This is a genomic window from Bacillus sp. B-jedd (assembly GCF_000821085.1).
Lineage (GTDB): Bacteria > Bacillota > Bacilli > Bacillales > Cytobacillaceae > Bacillus_D.
This window is the reverse complement of the sequence record NZ_CCXR01000001.1, coordinates 2228160-2249693: the sequence shown is the minus strand read 5'-3', so window position 1 is coordinate 2249693 and position 21534 is coordinate 2228160. Positions and strand designations below refer to the sequence as shown.

Sequence of the window (21534 nt, the reverse complement as noted above, 5' to 3'; positions counted from 1 at the left end):
GGCAACAATTGAAAAAAGATATGCTGGGTGTTATTGATGCCACGACATTCCATAAGGATCTGGATGAATTGACTATTCACAGATCTGTCGCGGCCATTCCTTTTGGCGGAAGATACCGCCTGATAGATTTCATCCTCTCAAATATGGTAAATTCCGATATTCAAAGCGTTGCTATTTTTTCAAAATATCAATATCGGTCCCTTATGGACCACCTCGGATCGGGGCGGAATTGGGACTTGAACCGGAAAAGAGATGGATTGTTCTTCTTTCCATCCACTCTGCATGACAAGCCGGTCACAGGAATCGGACCGCTGGAGGATTTTGCAGCAAACCTTGATTTCTTTACCCGAAGCCGGCAGCCATACGCGTTAGTTGCCAACGCTTATACAGTTTTCAACATGGATTTTTGCCCAATTCTTGATGAGCATATCGAATCAGGCAAGGATATCACCGAACTCAAAAAGGATGGGGTTTCGCTTGATATTTATTTGCTGAGCAGGGAATTGCTTGTTGAACTGATTGAGAGGCGCGAGGAGACGGGGTACCAGACCATTCGGGATGCTGTGACAGATCTGAACAGCCATTATAGTGTCCATTCCCATAATTATGAAGGTTTTGCCATTCAAATCGATTCAATCGCCAGTTATTCCGAGGCAAGCAAGAATCTCTTGAATCCAACTATTTGGAATGGCTTATTCGCGAAAGAGAGGCCTATTTTGACAAAAGTAAAGGATGAGCCTCCTGCGAGGTACTCCTCGACATCTTCTGTCCGCAATTCAATGATTGCGAATGGCTGCCATATTGAAGGAGTTGTGGAAAACAGCATCATCGCCAGGGGAGTTAAAATTGGCAAAGGTGCGGTTGTGAAAAATTGTATTATTATGCAAAAATCAAAAGTCGGAGAAAATTGTGTGCTTGAACACGTCATTCTGGATAAAGATGTGCTGATTGAGGACGGTGCCGAACTGATTGCATCGGAAGAAAGCCCTGGTGTGATCAGGAAAGGCAGGGTACAGGGAGCGTGGCATAATACGTGAAGCTTTTATTCGCAGTATCGGAGTGTGTACCATTTATTAAATCGGGAGGCCTGGCGGATGTCGCCGGGTCGTTGCCCAAGGAGTTAAAGAACTTGGGTTTTGACGTAAGAGTCATGCTCCCTAAATATTCGCTTATTCCTGAGGAATTTAAATCGAAAATGAAGAAAGTCAGCGATTTCACGGTGTCTCTTGGATGGAGGAACCAATACTGCGGGATTGAAGAGCTGGAGCATGACGGGATCGTCTATTATTTTGTTGATAACCAATATTATTTTTTCCGGAGCCAGATGTACGGCGACTATGATGAAGGAGAAAAGTTTTCATACTTTTGCAGGGCTGTCCTGGAGAGCATTGGGCAGCTTGGCTTTTATCCGGATATAATCCATTGCCATGACTGGCACACAGGCATGATTCCGTTTCTCTTAAATCAACAGTATCGCCATCGGGATGGCTACAGGGGAATCAGGACCGTCTTTACCATTCATAATTTACAGTTTCAGGGGATTTTCCCGAAAGAAGTTATGAATGACTTGCTCGGCCTTGATGACAGCTATTTCACACCGGACCAGCTTGAATACTACGGAAATATTAATTTTATGAAGGCAGCGCTCATATCAGCGGATAAAATTACAACGGTAAGCCCTACATACAGGGAAGAAATCAAAACAGCCTATTTCGGTGAGGGCCTTGATGGGGTGCTAAGGATGAGAAGCCCTGATTTGGAAGGAATCGTAAACGGGATTGATTATGAATTGTACAATCCGGATACAGACCCCTTTCTTGATGCCCATTTTTCAGCTGATAGCCTTGAGGCGAGACTGGAAAACAAACGCTCGATCCAAAGGCAATTCGGGTTGCCACAGGATGACAATGTCCCTTTAATGGCAATGGTAACGAGGCTCACGAGGCAAAAAGGCCTGGAACTCGTCAGGGGAGTTTTTCATGAAATTATGGCCACCGGCGTCCAAATGATCGTCCTTGGGACAGGCGACAGGGAATTTGAGTATTTCTTCAGTCATATGAGCAGCCAATATCCAGGCCAGTGTAAAGCTTTCATCGGCTTTGATGAGTCATTTGCCCACAGGATTTATGGCGGCGCGGATTTGTTTTTAATGCCTTCCAAGTTCGAACCGTGCGGCCTGAGCCAATTGATTGCAATGAGATATGGTGCGATCCCGATTGTGAGGGAGACGGGCGGCTTGAATGATACGGTCAAATCGTATAATGAAGTATCCGGAAGCGGCAATGGGTTTACTTTTACAAATTTCAATGCCCATGACATGCTTTACACGATTGAACGGGCAATCTCCTATTACAGAAGGGGTGACGAATGGCGCCGCCTGGTTAGTAAAATGATGGAACTCGATTTCAGCTGGACACAATCGGCACTGCGATACCAGCAGTTATATGAAGAGCTTCCAAGAAGAGGTGATCCGCATGTTTTCTAGTGTGCCGGAATTTAAAGAGGCTTTTATTACAAAACTGGAAATGGCTTATGGAACCAAATTTAAGGAAAGCACCAGACGGGAACAGTTTCAGACATTGGGAATCCTAATCAGGGAATACGTCAGCAAAGATTGGATCAAAACGAATGAAATGTACCGGACTTCAGGCAAAAAGCAGGTTTATTATTTGTCGATTGAATTTTTGCTTGGCCGCCTTCTCCGCCATAATTTAATGAATTTAGGAGTAGAGGGGATTGTCAGTAAAGGGCTTGAAGATCTGGGGATTAATTTGGATGACCTTGAAGAATTCGAGGCGGATGCAGGCCTTGGGAACGGCGGGCTTGGAAGGCTCGCCGCCTGTTTCCTCGATTCTCTCGCCTCCTTAAGCATACCTGGCCATGGCTGCGGAATCCGCTACAAGCATGGTTTATTTGAACAGACAATTGTGGACGGATACCAGGTTGAACTTCCCGAGCAATGGCTGAAGCATGGGCATGTCTGGGAGGTGAGGAAGGGTGACGAGGCAGAAGAAATCCCTTTTTGGGGAGAAGTGGAGAGCACGGTTGAAAATGGCCGGCTCGTCTTTAAACACATAAATGCCGAAATCGTAACTGCCGTGCCGTATGATATGCCGGTCCTCGGTTATCACAATCATACTGTCAACACGCTCAGGCTTTGGGATGCGGAACCTTCCAAATTCTCCGCAAATACGGATATTTTGAAATATAAAAAAGAAACCGAGGGAATCTGCGAGTTTTTATATCCGGATGATACGCACGATGAAGGAAAGATCCTTCGCCTGAAACAGCAATACCTCCTTGTCGCGGCGAGCCTAAGGGCGATCATCAAGTCATTCAAAAAGAAAAACCGCAGTATTTTCGAGCTGCATGAACATACTAGCATCCACATCAATGATACCCACCCTGCGTTGGCCGTTCCTGAACTGATGAGGATTCTCATGGATGATGAGGGCCTGGGCTGGGATGAGGCATGGCATTTAACGGTCAATACGCTTTCTTATACAAACCACACCACTTTGTCTGAAGCATTGGAAAGGTGGCCGGTCCGTATTTTCAAGCCACTGCTGCCGAGAATTTATATGATTGTCGAGGAAATTAACGAGCGTTTTTGCAAGGGGCTTTGGGACAGGTATCCAGGAGACTGGAAAAGGATTGAGTCGATGGCGATCGTCGCGCATAACGAAGTCCGGATGGCTCCGCTGTCCATTGTCGGCAGCCACAGCATTAACGGGGTTGCCAAGTTGCATACAGATATACTGAAGGAACGGGAAATGAATTTGTATTATCAAGTTTTTCCGGAAAGGTTCAACAATAAAACAAACGGGATTACCCACCGCCGCTGGCTTATGAAAGCCAATCCGCGCTTGTCGGCGCTGATCACAGACTCCATCGGCCCCGAGTGGATCGAGGATACGATGCAGCTGGATAAGCTCTTGCAATTCAGGGACAGTCCGGCTTTCCTTGAAAAGCTTGCCCAAATCAAATTAGCCAATAAAGAGAGGCTGGCGGACAGGATCCTTGAAAAGACAGGCGTCACGGTTGACCCTCATTCGATCTTTGATGTACAGGTCAAGCGTCTGCATGCCTATAAGCGCCAGCTGCTGAATGTTCTGCACATTATGTACTTGTATAACCGGATCAAAGAAAATCCGCATTATGATATGCATCCCAGAACGTTCATCTTTGGCGCAAAAGCCTCACCGGGTTATTATTTTGCAAAAAAAGTCATCAAACTGATTAACAGCGTCGCCGATAAGGTCAATTACGATCCGGTAGTAAATAAAAAGATGAAAGTGGTCTTTCTCGAAAATTACCGGGTTTCACTAGGAGAGGAAATTTTCCCAGCCGCGGATGTGAGTGAACAAATCTCAACTGCAAGCAAGGAAGCGTCCGGAACAGGAAACATGAAGTTTATGATGAATGGTGCGCTGACCGTTGGTACGCTGGATGGGGCGAACGTGGAAATAACCGAATTGGTCGGCAGGGAGAACATTTTCCTTTTCGGCCTGAGCGCGGCGGAAGTGCTTGAATACCAGCAGAACGGCGGCTATCACGCCCAGGAATATTATCACTATGACCGGAGGATCCGTACTGTCGTCGACCAGCTTGTTAATGGTTTTTTCCCTGATACGTACAATGAATTCACTGAAATTTATGATTCGCTGCTTGCGTATAATGACCAGTATTTTGTTTTCAGGGATTTTTCTTCCTACGCGGATATACAGGAGGAGATTGGCAGGCAGTTCGGTGACAAAACTTCCTGGCATAAAAAGAGTTTGATCAATATTGCTAAATCAGGGTTCTTTTCCAGCGACAGGACGATTCAGGAATATGCTGATGACATCTGGCATACAGAGCCTGTTGTCATCAGATAATCAAGTTATGGCAAGGAAGCCGACTGGCGGCTTCCTTGCCGGTTTTACATACTTCAATCTATCAGGAGAAAAAAATGGGGAAAATAAAGAGATGGAAAAAGGGGCTATTGCTGCTCGGGATGGCCGGGTTGATTTATACTGGCTTCCTGCACATAAAGATCATGCAGCACGGCAAGGAAACACCTCCGCCGGGTGCGGATTACTTAATCATACTTGGAGCCAGGGTAAAGGGGATGGTCCCCTCACTTTCTCTACAGGCAAGGATTGATGCGGCAGGAAAATATCTATTGGATAATCCTTTGACAATCGCCATAGCCTCGGGAGGCCAGGGGCCAGGTGAGGATATAACCGAGGCTGCCGCGATAAAGGATGAGCTTGTAAAGCTTGGGATCGAAGGGGACAGGATTATTCTTGAAGATAGGTCAACGAGTACATATGAAAATATCTCCTTTTCAAAGGAGCTTTTGCCTAAAGGGTTGAAAGAAGGTCTGGTCGTCACGAATGACTTTCATCTATACCGTGCCAAGATGATCGCCAAGAGATATGGACTGGAGTTAGGTGGGCTGCCGGCCGAAACACCAAGGCAGGCGGTTGTGAAATCGTATGCCCGTGAATATCTGGCCTTGACAAAATACTACCTCACCAGTGTATTAAATTGATAGGAAACTGGGTATTGAATCTCATAGGAATCAATAAAGCAGAATGATGCTATGAGGAGGATTACCGATGAAAAGGATATTGGCCATTTTCGCTTGTCTGTTTATTGCCATCCTTGGAGGCTGTGCTGCAAGCGAGGGCGGGAATGACTTAAAGGAATATACAGCGGAAGCTTCACAATACTTGGAGAAGGCGGCTGATTTTGCAAAAGAGGCATCCTTAAAAGCCGAGGAAGCCGTCCATGATGAGCAGGCGAAGGAAGAATTGAAAAGTAAGCTGGAAGAAATGAAAAACGAGATCAAGGAGTTCAGTAAAGTAGAAGCGCCAAAAGTAGCGGATGGATTTCATAGGAATGTAGTTGAAAAAAGCGCTGTTCTTGAAGATAAGATTGACCTTTACCTGAATCGGATTAATCAAGGGAAGCTGGATGAGGAGTTCCTGGATAAGGAGGACCTAAAAAAGCCAGTTGAGGAATTGAAAAAAGCATTTACGGATTTGAAAGAAAATATCAATGAAAAATGAACCGGCGGGAACGCCGGTTTGTTTTTTAAGCGGAAAGGCATGCAATTTTTGACAAAGTAAGCCACAATAAAGAGGTACATATTAAAGCACTGGAGTGAGCGGAATGAAGGCACTTGTTCATGCGGGCACAACCGGCATGGAAGGTTTGTCGTTAAAAGAAATTGAAAAAGTGGAACCGGGCAAGGGTGAAGTGAGGGTGCGGCTGAAAACAGCCGGAATGAATCACCGTGATTTGATCATTCTTGAGAGGCACAAGGGCACGGAACCCCCGCTGATTCTTGGTTCGGATGGCGCCGGAATTATTGATGCGGTCGGAGAAGGAGTGGAAGGAGCAAATCCAGGTGATGAAGTCATCATTAATCCTGGTCTTGGCTGGCGCGAAAAGTCGGATGCTCCCCCTGCAGGCTTTGAGATTCTAGGCCATCCTTTTCATGGTACTTTTGGCGAGTATGTAGTCATTCCAGCAGAAAATGCGGTTCCTAAACCAGCCTTTTTGACATGGGAAGAGGCCGGCGTCCTCTCGCTGGCCGCACTGACCGCGTACAGGGTCCTCTTCACAAGAGCGAAAATTAAGGCGGGAATGAAAATTCTAATCCCCGGGATAGGAGGGGGTGTCGCAACGTTGATGCTGCAAATGGCTAAGGCAGCGGGAGCGACGGTCTACGTCTCTTCCCGGTCAGAACAAAAATGCACTAGCGCGCTTGAAATGGGCGCGGATCAAGCTTTTGACAGCAATGGAGACTGGAAAAAAGCGCTCGGCGGCGAGAAGATGGATGTTGTCATTGAGTCGGTTGGCGCCGCAACCTTCAATAAATCATTGAGCCAGCTTAGGGCCGGGGGCACAGTGGTTACGTTCGGAGCGTCAGCCGGTGATACAGTTGATTTGAATCTGCGGAGCTTTTTTTACGGGCAATTCAATTTATTGGGATCAACTATGGGGAGCGCGGAGGAACATCGGGAAATGCTGTCCTTTATAGAGGCACACAATATCCGGCCAGTCATCGATCAAATGTTCAGCCTTACCGATTACAAGGCTGCTTTTGATAAGCTTGACAAGGCGGAGCAGCTTGGCAAAATAGGCTTTATCGTCAGTTGATCAGCGAATTAATAGAATATGTGATAAAACCCTCGCACAAAATGCGGGGGTTTTGCTATGTCTGGAGAAGGTTTTAGGGATTTATTAAAATGCTGTCATACTCGAGTAATTTTCCCATACTTTTTCTGTAGGGGACCACCTATGGAAAAGGAGGAAATAGTTTGCGGTATCAGTCTGAAAGGATGGGACAGATCCCTCCATATATGTTTGCTGAACTTGGGAAAAAGAAAGCCGCCATGATCAAGTCTGGCATTGATGTCATCGACCTCGGAATTGGTGATCCGGATTTGCCTGTTCCCGGGCATATTGTGGATAAGCTCATAGAAGAAGTGAGGAAACCTGAAAATTCACGATATCCGAATTTTGCTGGGCATCCTGAGTTCAGAAAAGCTGTTTCGGAGTTTTACTTACGGGAGTACAATGTGGAACTGGATCCTGAAACTGAAGTGCTGGCATTGATCGGTTCCAAAGAAGGACTTGCCCACCTTGTCCCGGCAATGATTGACCCCGGTGAAACCGTCCTTGTCCCGGATCCCTCCTATCCGCCATACAGGATGGCTGTGTCTCTTGCCGGAGGTAACTACCATAATATGCCGATGAAAAAGGAGAACGGCTTCAAGCCTGTTTTTGAAAATATCCCCTCTGATGTGCTCGCAAAAGCACGTATGATGTTTTTGAATTTTCCGGGCAACCCGACCGCAGCCTCGGCGGATCTACCATTTTTCCAAAGGGCGGTTGATTTTGCAAAAGAGAATGACATCATTGTCGCGCAAGATTCGGCCTATAACAAGGTCGTTTTCGGCGATGGCAAAGCTCCGAGCATTCTTGAGGCAAAAGGGGCGAAGACCGTTGCGGTTGAATTCGGCTCACTGTCAAAAACGTATTGCATGACTGGCTGGCGGATCGGCTATGCGGTCGGGAATAAAGAAGTGATCAGGGCACTATCAGTCTATAAAAATAATACTGATACCGGCCAATTCACACCCATTCAGCTGGCTGGGGCGCATGCTTTAAGATCTGATCAAAAATGCGTTGAGGAAAATAATCTCATTTATTTCGATCGGATGAAAAGAATGGTGGAAGCCCTTAAGGAAATTGGCATTGATGCCGAGCCGCCGAATGCGACATTTTTTATTTGGGCGGCTGTCCCAACAGGCTATTCGTCGGCGGAGTTTGCCGAGGAGGTTTTGGAGAAGGCAGGGGTGATTATTACGCCAGGGAGCGCATTCGGCCCATCGGGTGAGGGTTATTTCAGGATATCCCTTTCCCAGTCCAGTGACAGGCTGAATGAAGCGGCGTCCAGAATGAAAAAACAGATCAAATTGCGGAAGGGTTGAGAAAATGAAACGCTATGATAACTATATAAATGGAGTTTGGACGCAATCAGAAACGGGACTATATTTACAGAATATCAATCCCGCGACGGGAGAGGTGCTGGGCGAAGTAGTGGTTTCTAATGCAAATGACGTCGACGGGGCAGTCACGGCCGCTAAAAATGCGCAAAAATCATGGCGGCTAGTCCCTGCTCCCGAACGGGCGGAGATTTTATATGAAGTTGCAAGAATCCTGAAAGAAAAGAAAGAATACTTGGCGCAAATCTTAACTGCTGAAATGGGAAAGGTCATTGCCGAGGCAAGAGGTGAGGTTCAGGAAGCCATCGACATGGCCTATTATATGGCTGGTGAAGGACGGAGGCTGTTCGGTGATACTGTGCCCTCTGAACTAAGGAATAAATTTGCGATGAGTGTCAGGGTGCCAGTTGGTGTTGCCGGTTTGATCACTCCCTGGAACTTCCCGATTGCGATCGCTTCATGGAAGTCACTGCCTGCTCTAGTCGCCGGGAATGCGGTTGTTTGGAAGCCTGCATCGGAGACGCCGTTCATGGCCGCGGAATTTGTGAAGGTTTTTGAAGAGGCTGGGTTGCCGAAAGGATTGATGAATGTTGTTTTTGGCAGCGGCAGTGTTGTCGGGAATGCCCTTGTCGAGCACCCGGATGTCGATATCATTTCGTTTACAGGTTCGAATGAAGTCGGAAAGGCGATTAATGGGCGCGCTGGCAGCCTCCTGAAGCGGACATCCCTTGAAATGGGCGGTAAAAACGCGGTGACGGTGCTGGAAGATGCCGATTTGGATCTCGCGGTTGATGGCATTATATGGAGCGCTTACGGAACGGCGGGCCAGCGGTGTACCGCCTGCAGCAGGATCATCGTCCATGAAGCCGTAAAGGAAGAGCTGGAAAAAAAGCTGGTGGCACGGATCTCCGAGTTGAAGGTCGGCAATGGGTCCGATGAACAGGTTGATGTTGGTCCCGTCATAAACAGGGAATCGCTTGGGCGCATAAATGATTATGTGGAAAAAGGTGTCCAGGAAGGGGCAAAGCTATTGTGTGGGGGCAAAGTCCTTGCCGGGGCTGATTTTGCAAAAGGACATTATTATGAGCCAACGTTGTTTACAGATGTTTCCCCGAATATGACGATTGCCAAAGAAGAAATTTTCGGGCCGGTTACATCCCTTATCCCTGTCAAAAGCCTGGCAGAGGCCATTGAGGTGAATAACAATGTGGAATTCGGCCTTTCAAGCTCCATTTTCACGAGGGACGTCAATAAAGTTTTCATGGCGATGCGCGATTTTGATACTGGCATTGTATATATAAATGCAGGGACGACTGGTGCAGAAATCCATCTTCCATTCGGGGGAACGAAGGGCACAGGAAATGGGCACCGAGATTCAGGAGTTGCCGCGCTTGATGTTTATACTGAATGGAAATCAATTTACGTTGATTTCAGCGGGACCCTCCAGCGAGCGCAAATAGACAATAAATAAGCACGATTTGTTTTTGAATGAAGAGCCCGCAAGATGCGGGTCTTTTCGTATATGGGATATGGCTGTCCTATATTAATCAAGTTTTTACCCGGATTACTACTTTTCAATTCTTTTTTTTCATACACATTAGTAGGAATGCGGTTTTAACGGATAAGCTCAGTTAAAGGTGAGTGTTGATTTTCATGAAGTAGATTGGAACGGAGAGGACTGACTCCGGCGGGATGCAGCGGCACGTGGAGACCCCACAGGCGGCTATGACGCCGAGGAGGCTCCAAAAAAAATGCTCCTGCGCCACAGGCTATTCGAGGAAGCGAACCTTCAGCTCGTCGCAAAGCTGCACGAAGCAAATTCAGGTAGATGCTTCGCCCCGCGGAAAGCATGTCCACGGAGTGGAAATCAACAATCTAGAAAAAAACTTTGAATAGCAGGTAATTAGTATAGTAGTGTCCTCGAATGGGACACTTTTTGACAGAAAGGAGGCGCCGGTTTGGCACTACCTGTGGAATCAGAAAAGCTCCGCACGCCAGAGGAGGCTGTGGAGCTTCTGAGTGAAAAGAATACTGTCATGGTCGGAGGCTTTGGGCTTTGTGGAACGCCTTTTACCTTAATTGATGCAATCAGTGAAAATGCGTCGTTGCGGGAATTGACGATAATCAGCAATAACCTTGGAGAGTCCGGCAAAGGGCTGGGCATTCTTTTGCAGACACGACAAATAAAAAAAGCGGTTGGCTCTTATTTCACATCCAATCGTGATGCAGTAAAGGCCTGGAAGGCGGGTAACCTTGAAATCGAACTTTATCCACAAGGTTCTTTTATAGAAGCAATTCGTGCCGGGGGAGCCGGGATTGCGGCTTTCTATGTGAAAACTGGTGTCGGCACTGAACTCGCAAAAGGCAAGGAAGAACGGCTTTTCAAAGGAGAGAGGAATATTTTAATCGAGGCTATCAGGGCGGATGCATCTCTTATTAGAGCTTGGAAGGCTGATTCTTTGGGAAACCTTGTTTACTCGAAATCGGCCCGCAATTTCAATCCGGCGATGGCGACCGCCTCTGATCTGGTCATTGCAGAAGTGGATGAAATTGTTCCCGCTGGTTCACTTGATCCCGAATCTATTATCACCCCGCATACTTATGTTGACGTTTTAGTCTTGAGCCGTTATGAAAAGGCAGGTGGCTTTTATGTCAAAAAGCACCTTAGACCGTGAAAAAATTGCCAGGCGAATCGCCATGGAATTTAAAAGGGGAATGGTTGTAAATCTCGGGGTCGGCATTCCTACCCTCATCCCGGCATATATAGAGCCTGGAAAAGGGGTGTACCTTCACTCAGAAAATGGTCTGCTGGGCATGGGGCCTCCCCCTCCTTCAGAGGAAATCGACATGGATTGCATAAGTGCCAGCAAACATCCGGTTACGCTTGAGCCCGGCGCGGCGATTTTTTCGAGTAGCGAATCTTTCGGGATGATTAGAGGCGGCCATATTGATGTCGTTGTCCTTGGGGCGCTTCAAGTGAGTGAAAGCGGTGAAATTGCCAACTGGGCTGTGCCCGGGACCGACATTCTCGGTGTTGGCGGGGCGATGGACCTCGTCCCTGGGGCAAAAAAGATTATCGTGGCTCTTACCCATACCGCGAAGGATGGTTCATCAAAGCTTGTCCGCCAATTGACCTATCCGTCAACAGGCATTCAACACGCGGAGCTGATTGTGACAGAACTCGGGGTCTTTTCAACAGCTTCAGGGCATTTGGTTCTTGAAGAATTGTCTGCCGATTGTTCGCTGGAGAAAATAAAGGCTTTGACAGAAGCAGAATTTAAGGTTGCGGAGCCATTAAAGCGCTGGTGATTTTCTAAAGAGGGGGAAATGGTATGGATTTCACATTCCCGGAAGAGATTGAACTCCTCCGCGCCGCGGTCAGAGATTTTGTGAAAGCGGAAGTAGAAAAAGTCGCGATGGAGATAGAGGAGAACGATGAAATACCGGAAAAAATCGTTGATTTGTCAAAAGAGCTTGGACTGTTCGGGCTGGGAATACCCGAGGCATACGGGGGGCTTGGCCTCGACATGGTTGGGAAATGCGCCATTTATGAGGAGCTTGGTAAAACACATAATGGGTATACCACATTAATTGGTGCCCACACAGGTATTGGATCGGTTGGCATCGTTGAGTTGGGGACGGAGGAGCAGAAGCGGAAATATCTGCCTAAAATGGCATCCGGAGAATGGATTGGCGCTTTTGCGCTTACGGAACCCGGCGCCGGCTCCAACGCGGCCGCCCTTAAAACGAGAGCCGTAAAAAAGGGAGACCGTTATATACTGAACGGATCAAAGCATTATATTACCAATGCGGTATGCGGCCATATTTTTACGGTGATGGCTGTCACTGATCCGGATAAAGGTGCAAAAGGAATTACATCATTTATTGTGGAAAAATCTTTCCCAGGCTTCGTCCTCGGTTCGGTTGAAAGAAAAATGGGATTGCGTGGGTCACACTCAGCCGAACTATTTTTTGAAGATTTGGAAGTGCCAGTGGACAATGTACTCGGCGAAGAAAACAAAGGCTACTTGAACGCGTTAAAAATTTTGGCAAATGGCCGGGCTGGCCTTGCAGCCAGAAATCTTGGTTCCTGTGAAAAACTACTCGACATGAGCCTTGATTACGCGATGAAAAGGGAGCAATTCGGAAAGCCAATTTTTGAACAGCAGGCTATCCAGCATATGCTCGCGGAGATGGCGGCGGAAATAGAAGTGCTCCGCTCCATTACCTACAGGGTCGCATGGATGAGCGACCAAAAAATGCGTGTTGTGAAAGAGGCAGCGGTTGCAAAGCTTTACGGCTCGGAGGTTTATAACAGAATTGCCGATCTTGCTGTTCAAATCCATGGCGGCATTGGCTATATGAAGGATTACCCAATCGAAAGGTTTTACAGGGATGCTCGGATCACAAAAATTTATGAAGGTACAAGCCAAATTCAGAAAAACATTATTGCCGCTGAGCTAAAGAGAGGGATGAAATAGTGCCGGGCCTGAGAACAGCAGTTATTGTTGAGGGAGTCCGGACTGCGATCGGCAGGATGGGCGGGGCTTTAAAGGATGTAGAGGCTGACCGCCTCTCTGAAGCTGTCATGAAGGAACTGCTGGCGAGGACAGATATGGATGGGACGGAAATTGACGAAGTTGTCTGGGGACACGCAAAGCAAAGCTCAGATACACCCAATCTGGCCAGGCTGGCTGCACTTAGGGCAGGCCTTCCTGTCGAAGTCCCAGGCTATACAGTCCACCGCCAATGCGCTTCAGGGCTGCAGGCGATCCTGAATGCCTCCCATGAAATCATGGCCGGAATAAGTAGGGTTGCCATTGCCGGAGGAGCGGAGAGCATGAGCACAGCCCCCTATTATTTAAGGAAAGCCCGTTACGGATATGGGGCGGGGAACGGGGAGCTCCTTGATCCGAATACGGAAAGCCAGCCCCGCGCCCAGCCAATTGAGGTATATGGCCATCTGACAATGGGGCTGACGGCAGAAAATCTTGCGGCAAAGTATAGCATTAGCCGCAAGGAGCAGGATGAATTCGCCCAAGGAAGCCAGGAGAAAGCGTCTGCTGCAATCTCTTCAGGCAAATTTAATCGTGAAATTATTCCGATTCGGCTTCAAACGAAAAAAGGAGAAACCTATTTTGCTCAGGATGAACATCCAAGGCTCACTTCTCTAGAAAAGCTGGCTCAGCTTCGGCCTGTCTTCAAGGAGGGGGGAACCGTTACTGCTGGCAATGCAAGCGGGAGGAATGACGGAGCAGCCGCCCTTCTCGTCATGGAAGGTATAGAGGCGCAGAAGCGGGGGCTGAAACCGCGGGCGAAAATAATCGGGCAAGGGTCGGCTGGCGTATCACCTGAAATTATGGGGATCGGCCCTGTTCCTGCTACAATAAAAGCGTTGAAGCAGTCAGGCCTAACCTTAAATGATATTGATCTTATGGAAATAAATGAAGCTTTCGCCGCCCAGACGATTGCCGTCATGAAGGAATTGGGTCTGGATTCGAAAAAAGTGAATGTGAATGGCGGAGCAATTGCCCTCGGACACCCAATCGGAGCGACAGGGGCAATTTTAATGGTGAAGCTACTAAACGAGCTTGAAAGGACCAGTAAGCGGTATGGGCTTGTTTCGCTATGTATTGGCGGAGGGCAAGGACTGGCGGCTATCGTGGAAAATTTGCGAATCTGAAACAGAGGGATCAGGTGTGAAAAAACCAAAAATATTGCAAATCCTTTCAATGTACCATCAGGAAGGCGAGAAGATTTTGAATGAAGGCGCCGAAGTAATCAGGACAGATGAGATTGAAGCTCAATCACTTTGCGGGCTCACCGCCGAGGCAGAGGGAATTGTCCTTCGTGCCCCAGCCAACATTACAAAAGAAATAATTGATGCGGCACCAAGGCTGAAGGCAATCAGCGGAGCGGGAGTGGGCCTTGATAATATTGATGTCGCTTATGCCACCTCCAAGGGTATTCCGGTACTGCATGCCCCTTCGGTCAATGCGATTTCAACCGCCGAGCATGCTGTCATGCTTCTCATGGCGCTAGGAAAAAACCTAATTCCTTTCCACAATGAGATGAGCAAAGGTCACTATCAATCCAGGACCTCTCTCAATTCTCTTGAATTGAATGGAAAGAGGGTAGGTATTGTCGGATTCGGCAATATCGCGAAGGAAACCGCGAAAAGGCTTAAAATTGGCCTCGGGATGGACGTGGAAGTTTGGGTGCGGAAATATGATGGGCGCAAGCATGGCGAAGCTTTGGAATGGGGGTTGAAAATAACCGAAGATTTAGATTCGGTTTTTAAGTCTGCGGATTTTATTTCCCTCCACATTCCCCTGACAGAGGGAACGAAAGGCCTGATTGACAGGCGATTGCTTTCATTGATGAAGCCCACTGCCTATCTCATCAATACGGCGAGGGGAGCAATCGTCAATCAGGAGGATTTATATGAATGTCTGCGGGACGGAAAAATCGCTGGTGCCGGATTGGATGTTTTCGCGCCTGAACCTCCACCCGCCGATGCTCCGATTCTAACTCTGCCAAATGTGATTGTCACGCCCCATGTCGGAGGAACAACGGTCGAATGTAACTATATTATGTCAACAACCGTTGCCCGGAACATCCTTAAAGCCCTTGCCGGAGAGAAGCCGGATTTTGTCGGCAATCCCGAGGTCTATCAAAAATGAAGGCGGTGAGCCGGTGAGGAACTATTCAATCGCTCTCATTCCCGGAGATGGCATCGGGGGTGAGGTCATCAGGGAAGGAAAGAAAGTACTTGATGCGCTTTGTCAATTTGATGGCGGCTTGAAGATCGATTACAGTGAGTTCGACTGGAGCTGCGAATACTACCTGAAAAACGGCCGAATGATGCCTGATGACGGGCTTGCCCAATTGGAAGGGTTTGATTCCATCTATCTTGGAGCGGTAGGCTATCCGGGAGTTCTGGACCATATTTCGTTATGGGGGCTCCTCCTTCCAATCCGCAGGCATTTTCAGCAATATATTAATCTGCGGCCGATAAAACTTTTAAGAGGCATTGATTCCCCACTGGCCGGGAGGACTGCCAGCGACCTCGACTTTCTCGTCATCCGTGAGAATAACGAAGGAGAATACTCCAGCATTGGCGGCAGGATGTATGAAGGCACGGAAATGGATATGGCGGTCCAAAGCGCTGTCTTTACGAAGCATGGCGTTGAAAGGGTGCTTCGTTACGCCTTTAAAGAGGCCGAGCAGGCAAGGCGAAAAAGGCTCACGGCAGCGACAAAGTCGAATGGCATCAACCATACGATGCCTTTTTGGGATGAGTATGTAAAGAAGGTTAATCTGGAATATCCTGAGGTAGAAACAGAAATTACCCATATCGATGCGTTGGCAGCATTTTTTGTATCAAAACCGGATGCTTTCGATGTCGTTGTTGCTTCCAACCTCTTCGGTGATATCCTCACAGACCTTGGCGCTGCGATTGTTGGCGGAATGGGAATCGCCCCTTCTGCAAATATTAATCCCGAGAAAAAGTTTCCATCCATGTTTGAACCCGTCCATGGTTCTGCACCAGACATCGCTGGAAAAGGCGTGGCAAATCCGACAGCCGCTATTTGGTGCACTGCCTTGATGCTTGACCATCTTGGTGAAAGGGTACTTGCAGAAGTGATCATGGAAGCAATGCAGCAAGTATTGGAGGAAAGACTATATTTAACCGCGGATTTAGGCGGAAATGCCAGGACAGACCAGTTTGGCGATGAAGTTTGCAAAAAGATGAAAAGAATTTTCTGACATCTGGTTGGTTGCCCCTTTACTTGTATTTAAAGACTATGTTATGATTTTCTCGAAACCCAATAAATTATTAAGGGAGTATGTTTTATGTCGGAAGCCGTTCTTAACTAATTCCAATTAACTGGATATTTTCATTCTGGACGAAGGTTTTTCATTTTGCGAAATGGAAGTCTTATTTGACTGTGTCCGAATGAAAGTTAAGAACAAGGCCATACTAGCATACTTTCCTTATCAATTGTGGCTGTGTACTTGTGTGCATCAGCTTTTTTGTTTGATTGGGAGAATAAAGACGGTTTTTTGCCGTCCTTGCTTTTGCCGCGCTGGCATTGTTCAGCGCGGCTATTTTTATTTTTGGCTCAGTTACAGGTGAGTGTTGTTTTTCAAAGAAGTTGATTGGAACGGAGGGGACTGACTCCGGCGGGATGAAGCGGCACGTGGATACCCCTCGAAAAGCGGAAGCGCCTTGGTCAGCCCCGACCAGCGCTGGAGGGCCAGAAGGGGAAGTCGTTCTTTGACTTCACATTCGGGACCGAAGCGACCTCGAGGGGCTAGGCGCTGCAGCTAGACAAACAGGCGTCTGTGACGCCGAGGAGGCTCCAAAAAGACTGCTCCTGCGCCATAGACTATTCGAGGAAGTGAACTTTCAGCTCGTCGCAAAGCTGCACGAAGCAAATTCAGGTAGATGCTCCGCCCCGCGGAAAGCATGTCCCCGGAGTGGAAATCAACAATCAAGGATAACAAAGACTTATTTTTTGGAGGGAAATGAATGAATAGCCATACGTATCGTGTTTTGGATTTTGAAACAGTAAAAGCGACAGTTGCATCCTATGCCCTGACAAGCCAGGGAAAAGAGAAATTAATGAGTTTGGAGCCATCCGTTAACGTAAACCAGATTGCGGCGCTTCTTGACGAACTCGGCGAAGCGGTAGAAATAATGAAGAAGAGTGCGAGTGTTCCAGTTCATGGTCTGGAGGGTATCGATGTCCTCTTAAACGCAATCAATAAAGGAGTCGCATTGAGGCCAGAGCAGTTTGCGAAGCTTAATGATTTCCTTGACTGCTGCAGTAAAATGAAACGCTTTATGAAAGATAAGGAATATGTGGGGCCTAGGGTATCAAGTTATATTTTTGCCATAGAGGAACTGCCTTTGCTTGCTGCGGAGATTACTCGATGTATCCGCCATGGCATGATTGATGACTACGCAAGTAAGGAACTTTTAAAAATTCGGAAACAAATTTCTACCCAAGAAGATCGCTTGAAAGAAAAGGTTCAGCAAATGGTCCGATCCAATAAATATAAAACCTATTTGCAGGAAAACATTGTAAGCCAGAGAAATGGCCGTTATGTATTGTCTGTCAAAAAGGAATACCGTGCAAAGATAAAAGGCACTGTCCTTGATAGCTCCGCGTCAGGGTCGACCATCTTTGTTGAACCAGAAGAAATAGGACTATTCCAGGAGCAGCTTGATTGGCTTAAGGCAGATGAGGAAGCGGAAATGGAAAGAATTCTTCTCTATCTCACGGGTTTGGTGGAAGCGAGTGAAAAAGAAATACGCCTTGCGGTGGAAACGATGGTCCATTATGATTTTCTGTTTGCAAAAGCAAAGTACAGCCGGTCCATTGAGGGAAGAAAGGTTGCCGTTAACGATACCCATCATATCAACCTGCGTGATGCGAAACATCCTCTTCTTGGAGAAAAAGCTGTGCCGCTTACAATTAAACTTGGAGGCAATGAAAATGCGCTTGTCATCACCGGACCAAACACCGGCGGAAAGACGGTTACCATTAAAACCGTCGGGCTTTTGACCCTAATGGGCCAATCAGGTCTTTTTTTACCAGTTTCAGATGGAAGCGAGATTGCTGTTTATCAAAATATCCTTGTTGACATTGGTGACGGGCAGAGTATTACTGAAAACCTTAGTACATTCAGTTCCAGAATCGTAAATATTATCGAGATTTTACAGAAAACAAACGATAGGAGTCTTGTTTTGCTTGATGAATTGGGTTCAGGTACAGACCCAGGTGAAGGAATGGGTCTTGCGACTGCCATCCTGGAACAGTTGTACGCTAAGGGCGCAACCCTTCTTGCTACTACGCATTATAGTGAAATTAAGGAGTTTGCTGATACCCATGAGGGCTTTATGAATGGGTCGATGGAATTCGATCTTGAAACATTGGAGCCAACGTACAGGCTGATCATAGGCAGAGGCGGAGAAAGCCAGGCGTTCGCCATTGCACTGAAACTCGGCATCCACCCCAAACTGATAGAAAGGGCCCACCAAATCACCTACAAAGAAGAAAAAGAATACAGCTCTCAAGGAGAAATGACCTTAGAGATGGAGAAACAGATGATCATTAATAAGCATCAGAAAAAAGTTAAACAAGCAAAAAAAGAGATAAAGACTTTTAGCATGGGTGACAATGTGTCCATTTCTCCGGGAAATGAATATGGAATTGTCGTTAAGGGGCCAGACAATCAAGGGAATTATATCGTCCAGGTGAAAGGAGAAAAAAGGTCCGTCCACTTTAAGAGGTTAAAACTGAAGATTGCCGCCAGTGAGCTTTATCCCGAAGAATACGATTTCGATATTGTCTTTAAATCAAAAGAATACCGGAAGACCAATAAACTGCTTTCAAAGGGACATAACCCAGATTTAAACCTGGATCATGAGGAGTAAAAATAAGGGTACGCTGCGCGCAGCGTACCCTAAAGACTTGGCAGGATTCGAACCTGCAAGATGCACTTCAGCCACCTTTTGGCTGAGGGCTGCTCTCCCGTTGAGCTACAAGCCTTCTGCCGGTTAGTTTACTCAAGATAGGGAAAAACTATTCTAAAAGTCTCTTTTATTCCGGTTTTTTATTTCTTCAGTTACAATGAAAGCAAGATCATCATTGCAAAAAAGTGATAAAACTCCGAGCAATGTTTGATCAGGCACATCGCCGGCCTCTTCTTTTGGCACGGTGAGCTCCAAAGCCTCATGCAAAGCATGGTTGAACCCTTGCTGTGGATAGGCTTTCAAGTATAATGCCTCCGGGTCCAATCCGTTATTGATGCACCACTGGGCAAAAACAAGAATCATCATTTTTTCATCCGCCTGATAATTTGCGATGATTTTCTCTTGGAGTTCTTTATTATCCATTTACAAGTCCCCTTCAAACAAATGATATATCCAGTATAAAACATCACGTGAAGGCAGGCACATATAAAGGCGGGAAAAGAAAAAGTTTCCTTATTTTGAAGGGATATTTTTATTCGTGTCGAATTGCACTTGTAAGGAGTGAAGCCCATTGGAGACAGTGATTTTAGTAACTTATAAAATTCCCGGAATACCTATGCCGATTAAAATTGCTTCAACCATTGAGCCAAAAAAAGAGCAAATCCACAATAAATTACTTGAACTCATGGAAGAATATCATATAAGCGGCGAAATTCAATTTAAAAAATTACTGGTTGAAAAAGAAAATTCAATGTACATATTTGAACTCGGAGAAAAAAGGTGTATGGTATTAGTAGAGAAGCTGGAAAAAATCATTGAATTTGACAGCTGATGCTCTTTGTTTTGGCATTAATGGTCCCTTAAATGGGAAAACAATGAAGGTACGTCCATAACAGTATAAAGCGAGGGGAAAGTGTTGGAAAAAATCGAAGTTGGTGAAATCTTTACGATCAGTGACGAGAGTGATGTTGAACAGCAGGTAGAAGTGCTGGCAGTCATGGATATTGAAGGAACGGATTATGTGGCAGTCAGCTTCCTTGATGACCTGCAGGAGGAAACGGATGATGATATCGATATCTTCTTTCTAAAGGTAGATGAGGAAGGCGATCTAGATGCAATCCAGACCGATGAGGAATTCGATAAAGTCGCTGAAGCCTTTGAGGAATTGATGGAACAGGAAGAAATTGAGGATTAATACGGGAAATGAAGGGAGGGAGCCATTACGGCTCCCTCCTTTTCAATTCTCGCCTGGACTGTTTCCAGCACGGATGGAATGCGTGGTCAAAGTTGAACGAATGGCAGCGGCCATATTTTTTTCGTCGTTGCTGTCAAGCCCCGCCTCCCATAGCATCATCCCGCCAAAACCATGGGAGAGGGCAAGCTCGGTTTTCCTTTTAACAGTATTCTGCCCATTAAAATGGTAAACCGTTCCGTTCCAATTGATGGAATCCTTTTTTGCATAATCAGGATTCTTCCTAACAATGGCTGCATAGGAAATTTGTTTTGCCTTAACATCTTCTGGCTGGCCGTAAAGCGGGATGCCAAGGACAAGTTTCGACTTGGATATACCAAGCGAGCCGAATAGCTTTGCCCAATAATTGACAACATTTTTGGTAAATTGATAGGGTGCAAGGTTTTCAGCATGATAACCGCCATCCCACTGGCCGTCATATGCCATGATATTCACATGGTCTGCATATCGGAACATATCCGCCTTGAAAGTGACTGAATTAACCTCAGCGCCGCTTATCGCATTTATTTTAGAATAAACAGCTACGGATAATTCTTTTTTTCGCCCATGCAGCTCACCACTCAGTTCCTTGGCAAAAACAGCCAAATTTGCAGCATCCGTTTGTGATCTTGGATGCTCAAAGTCAATATCAATCCCATCTAGGTTTTCTTTATCAACAATCGCCATCAGGGAAGCAACAAGATTGTTGCGGGATTGAGGGCTGCTTATCGCCTCTTTAAAATATGGGTACGATTCCCCGCCATTAATATGGTACCAGCCCCCAATGGCAAGTAATGCACTGCTGCCATTTTTATGTGCAAGCTTCACCGTTCTCCGCAAATTCTCCCAAGCCATTTCCCCATTCAGCATCACTTTTCCGTCTGTAGTAGGATGGGCGAAGGAAAAAATAACATGGGTTAGGTTTTTATAATTTGTCGAGGCCGGGTCCCTGAAATCTTGAACGTAGCCCATGATCACTTTTGAAATTTCAGCTTCCGGCAGCTTTTTGTCTGTAGATCTTTTCTTAGACAACGCAGCTTTTTTATATTTTAATGTCAGTTCCTCGTTCTCTTTATGCGCTGTATAGTATGCCCCGGTTAAAAAACCGGCTGCAAAGACACCAAATATGCTAAGTATCAATAAGGCCTTTCTAAAATCAGCCACGTTTTGATTCCCTCCTAAATCAGCCACTATAAAATTTTATCAAAAAAACATGGGACAGAGGGGTGGTAATTAAAGCCTGCTCCCTAAAAGGGCGAGGAGGATAAAAAGAATGGCTCGCTAGTACAAGCTTATAAATATCGTGATGTCTA

General features: G+C 46.5%; 19 protein-coding genes and 1 tRNA gene. 17 read left to right on the top strand and 3 right to left on the bottom strand.

Features of this window, described 5'->3' with window-relative positions:
- The first annotated feature begins 8 nt into the window (after nt 1-8).
- The 15 genes from BN1002_RS11030 to BN1002_RS10960 all read left to right on the top strand — a co-directional run bounded on the left by BN1002_RS11030 (nt 9) and on the right by BN1002_RS10960 (nt 18951).
- Nucleotides 9-1037 (top strand): GlgC family sugar phosphate nucleotidyltransferase, encoded by a 1029-nt coding sequence (locus BN1002_RS11030; RefSeq protein WP_048825076.1) that lies wholly within the window; start codon nt 9-11, stop codon nt 1035-1037.
- On the top strand, nt 1034-2485 hold the full coding sequence (gene glgA / locus BN1002_RS11025) for a glycogen synthase GlgA (RefSeq protein ID WP_048825075.1): 1452 nt from the start codon (nt 1034-1036) through the stop codon (nt 2483-2485). Before BN1002_RS11030 ends, glgA begins: the two co-directional genes overlap by 4 nt.
- Nucleotides 2475-4877, top strand: a complete 2403-nt coding sequence (locus BN1002_RS11020; RefSeq protein ID WP_048825074.1) for a glycogen/starch/alpha-glucan phosphorylase — start codon at nt 2475-2477, stop codon at nt 4875-4877. The genes glgA and BN1002_RS11020 overlap by 11 nt, the downstream gene beginning before the upstream one ends.
- A 74-nt stretch (nt 4878-4951) precedes the next feature.
- Complete coding sequence (locus BN1002_RS11015; RefSeq protein ID WP_048825073.1) at nt 4952-5536, top strand: YdcF family protein; 585 nt, start codon at nt 4952-4954, stop codon at nt 5534-5536.
- A 67-nt stretch (nt 5537-5603) separates the two neighbouring features.
- Nucleotides 5604-6056 (top strand): DUF6376 family protein, encoded by a 453-nt coding sequence (locus BN1002_RS11010; protein WP_048825072.1) that lies wholly within the window; start codon nt 5604-5606, stop codon nt 6054-6056.
- 103 nt (nt 6057-6159) lie between these two features.
- Nucleotides 6160-7152, top strand: coding sequence for a zinc-binding dehydrogenase (locus BN1002_RS11005; RefSeq protein WP_048825071.1), 993 nt, complete (start codon nt 6160-6162; stop codon nt 7150-7152).
- A 161-nt stretch (nt 7153-7313) separates the two neighbouring features.
- Nucleotides 7314-8489, top strand: a complete 1176-nt coding sequence (locus BN1002_RS11000) for an LL-diaminopimelate aminotransferase (RefSeq protein ID WP_048825070.1) — start codon at nt 7314-7316, stop codon at nt 8487-8489.
- Between the two features lie 4 nt (nt 8490-8493).
- Nucleotides 8494-9975, top strand: a complete 1482-nt coding sequence (locus BN1002_RS10995; protein WP_048825069.1) for an aldehyde dehydrogenase family protein — start codon at nt 8494-8496, stop codon at nt 9973-9975.
- Between the two features lie 487 nt (nt 9976-10462).
- Complete coding sequence (locus tag BN1002_RS10990; RefSeq protein WP_148362764.1) at nt 10463-11179, top strand: CoA transferase subunit A; 717 nt, start codon at nt 10463-10465, stop codon at nt 11177-11179.
- Nucleotides 11154-11813: a 3-oxoacid CoA-transferase subunit B gene (locus tag BN1002_RS10985; protein WP_048825068.1), complete on the top strand. Its 660-nt coding sequence runs from the start codon at nt 11154-11156 to the stop codon at nt 11811-11813. The genes BN1002_RS10990 and BN1002_RS10985 overlap by 26 nt, the downstream gene beginning before the upstream one ends.
- Before the next feature lie 23 nt (nt 11814-11836).
- Nucleotides 11837-12985: an acyl-CoA dehydrogenase family protein gene (locus BN1002_RS10980; protein WP_048825067.1), complete on the top strand. Its 1149-nt coding sequence runs from the start codon at nt 11837-11839 to the stop codon at nt 12983-12985.
- A gap of 8 nt (nt 12986-12993) precedes the next feature.
- Entirely contained in the window at nt 12994-14187 is a 1194-nt protein-coding gene (locus tag BN1002_RS10975) for a thiolase family protein (RefSeq protein WP_048827895.1), read from the top strand.
- 16 nt (nt 14188-14203) lie between these two features.
- Nucleotides 14204-15187, top strand: coding sequence for a hydroxyacid dehydrogenase (locus BN1002_RS10970; protein ID WP_048825066.1), 984 nt, complete (start codon nt 14204-14206; stop codon nt 15185-15187).
- Between the two features lie 13 nt (nt 15188-15200).
- Complete coding sequence (locus BN1002_RS10965) at nt 15201-16274, top strand: tartrate dehydrogenase (RefSeq protein ID WP_048827894.1); 1074 nt, start codon at nt 15201-15203, stop codon at nt 16272-16274.
- A 766-nt stretch (nt 16275-17040) separates the two neighbouring features.
- A complete protein-coding gene (locus BN1002_RS10960) occupies nt 17041-18951 on the top strand; it encodes an endonuclease MutS2 (protein ID WP_048825065.1) in 1911 nt (636 codons plus the stop codon).
- Between the two features lie 32 nt (nt 18952-18983).
- On the opposite strand, the gene BN1002_RS10955 is transcribed toward BN1002_RS10960, so the two are convergent.
- Nucleotides 18984-19066, bottom strand: a tRNA-Gly gene (locus BN1002_RS10955).
- Nucleotides 19067-19104: 38 nt separating this feature from the next.
- The gene (locus BN1002_RS10950) at nt 19105-19413 is read right to left on the bottom strand and encodes a hypothetical protein (protein ID WP_048825064.1); all 309 of its coding nucleotides are present in this window, start codon (nt 19411-19413) and stop codon (nt 19105-19107) included.
- Between the two features lie 148 nt (nt 19414-19561).
- Between BN1002_RS10950 and BN1002_RS10945 the strand changes: the two genes are divergently transcribed.
- The gene (locus tag BN1002_RS10945; protein ID WP_048825063.1) at nt 19562-19822 is read left to right on the top strand and encodes a hypothetical protein; all 261 of its coding nucleotides are present in this window, start codon (nt 19562-19564) and stop codon (nt 19820-19822) included.
- 84 nt (nt 19823-19906) lie between these two features.
- Nucleotides 19907-20185, top strand: a complete 279-nt coding sequence (locus BN1002_RS10940) for a DUF1292 domain-containing protein (RefSeq protein ID WP_048825062.1) — start codon at nt 19907-19909, stop codon at nt 20183-20185.
- A 42-nt stretch (nt 20186-20227) separates the two neighbouring features.
- On the opposite strand, the gene BN1002_RS10935 is transcribed toward BN1002_RS10940, so the two are convergent.
- Nucleotides 20228-21385: a glycoside hydrolase family 18 protein gene (locus BN1002_RS10935; protein WP_048825061.1), complete on the bottom strand. Its 1158-nt coding sequence runs from the start codon at nt 21383-21385 to the stop codon at nt 20228-20230.
- Nucleotides 21386-21534: the final 149 nt, after the last annotated feature.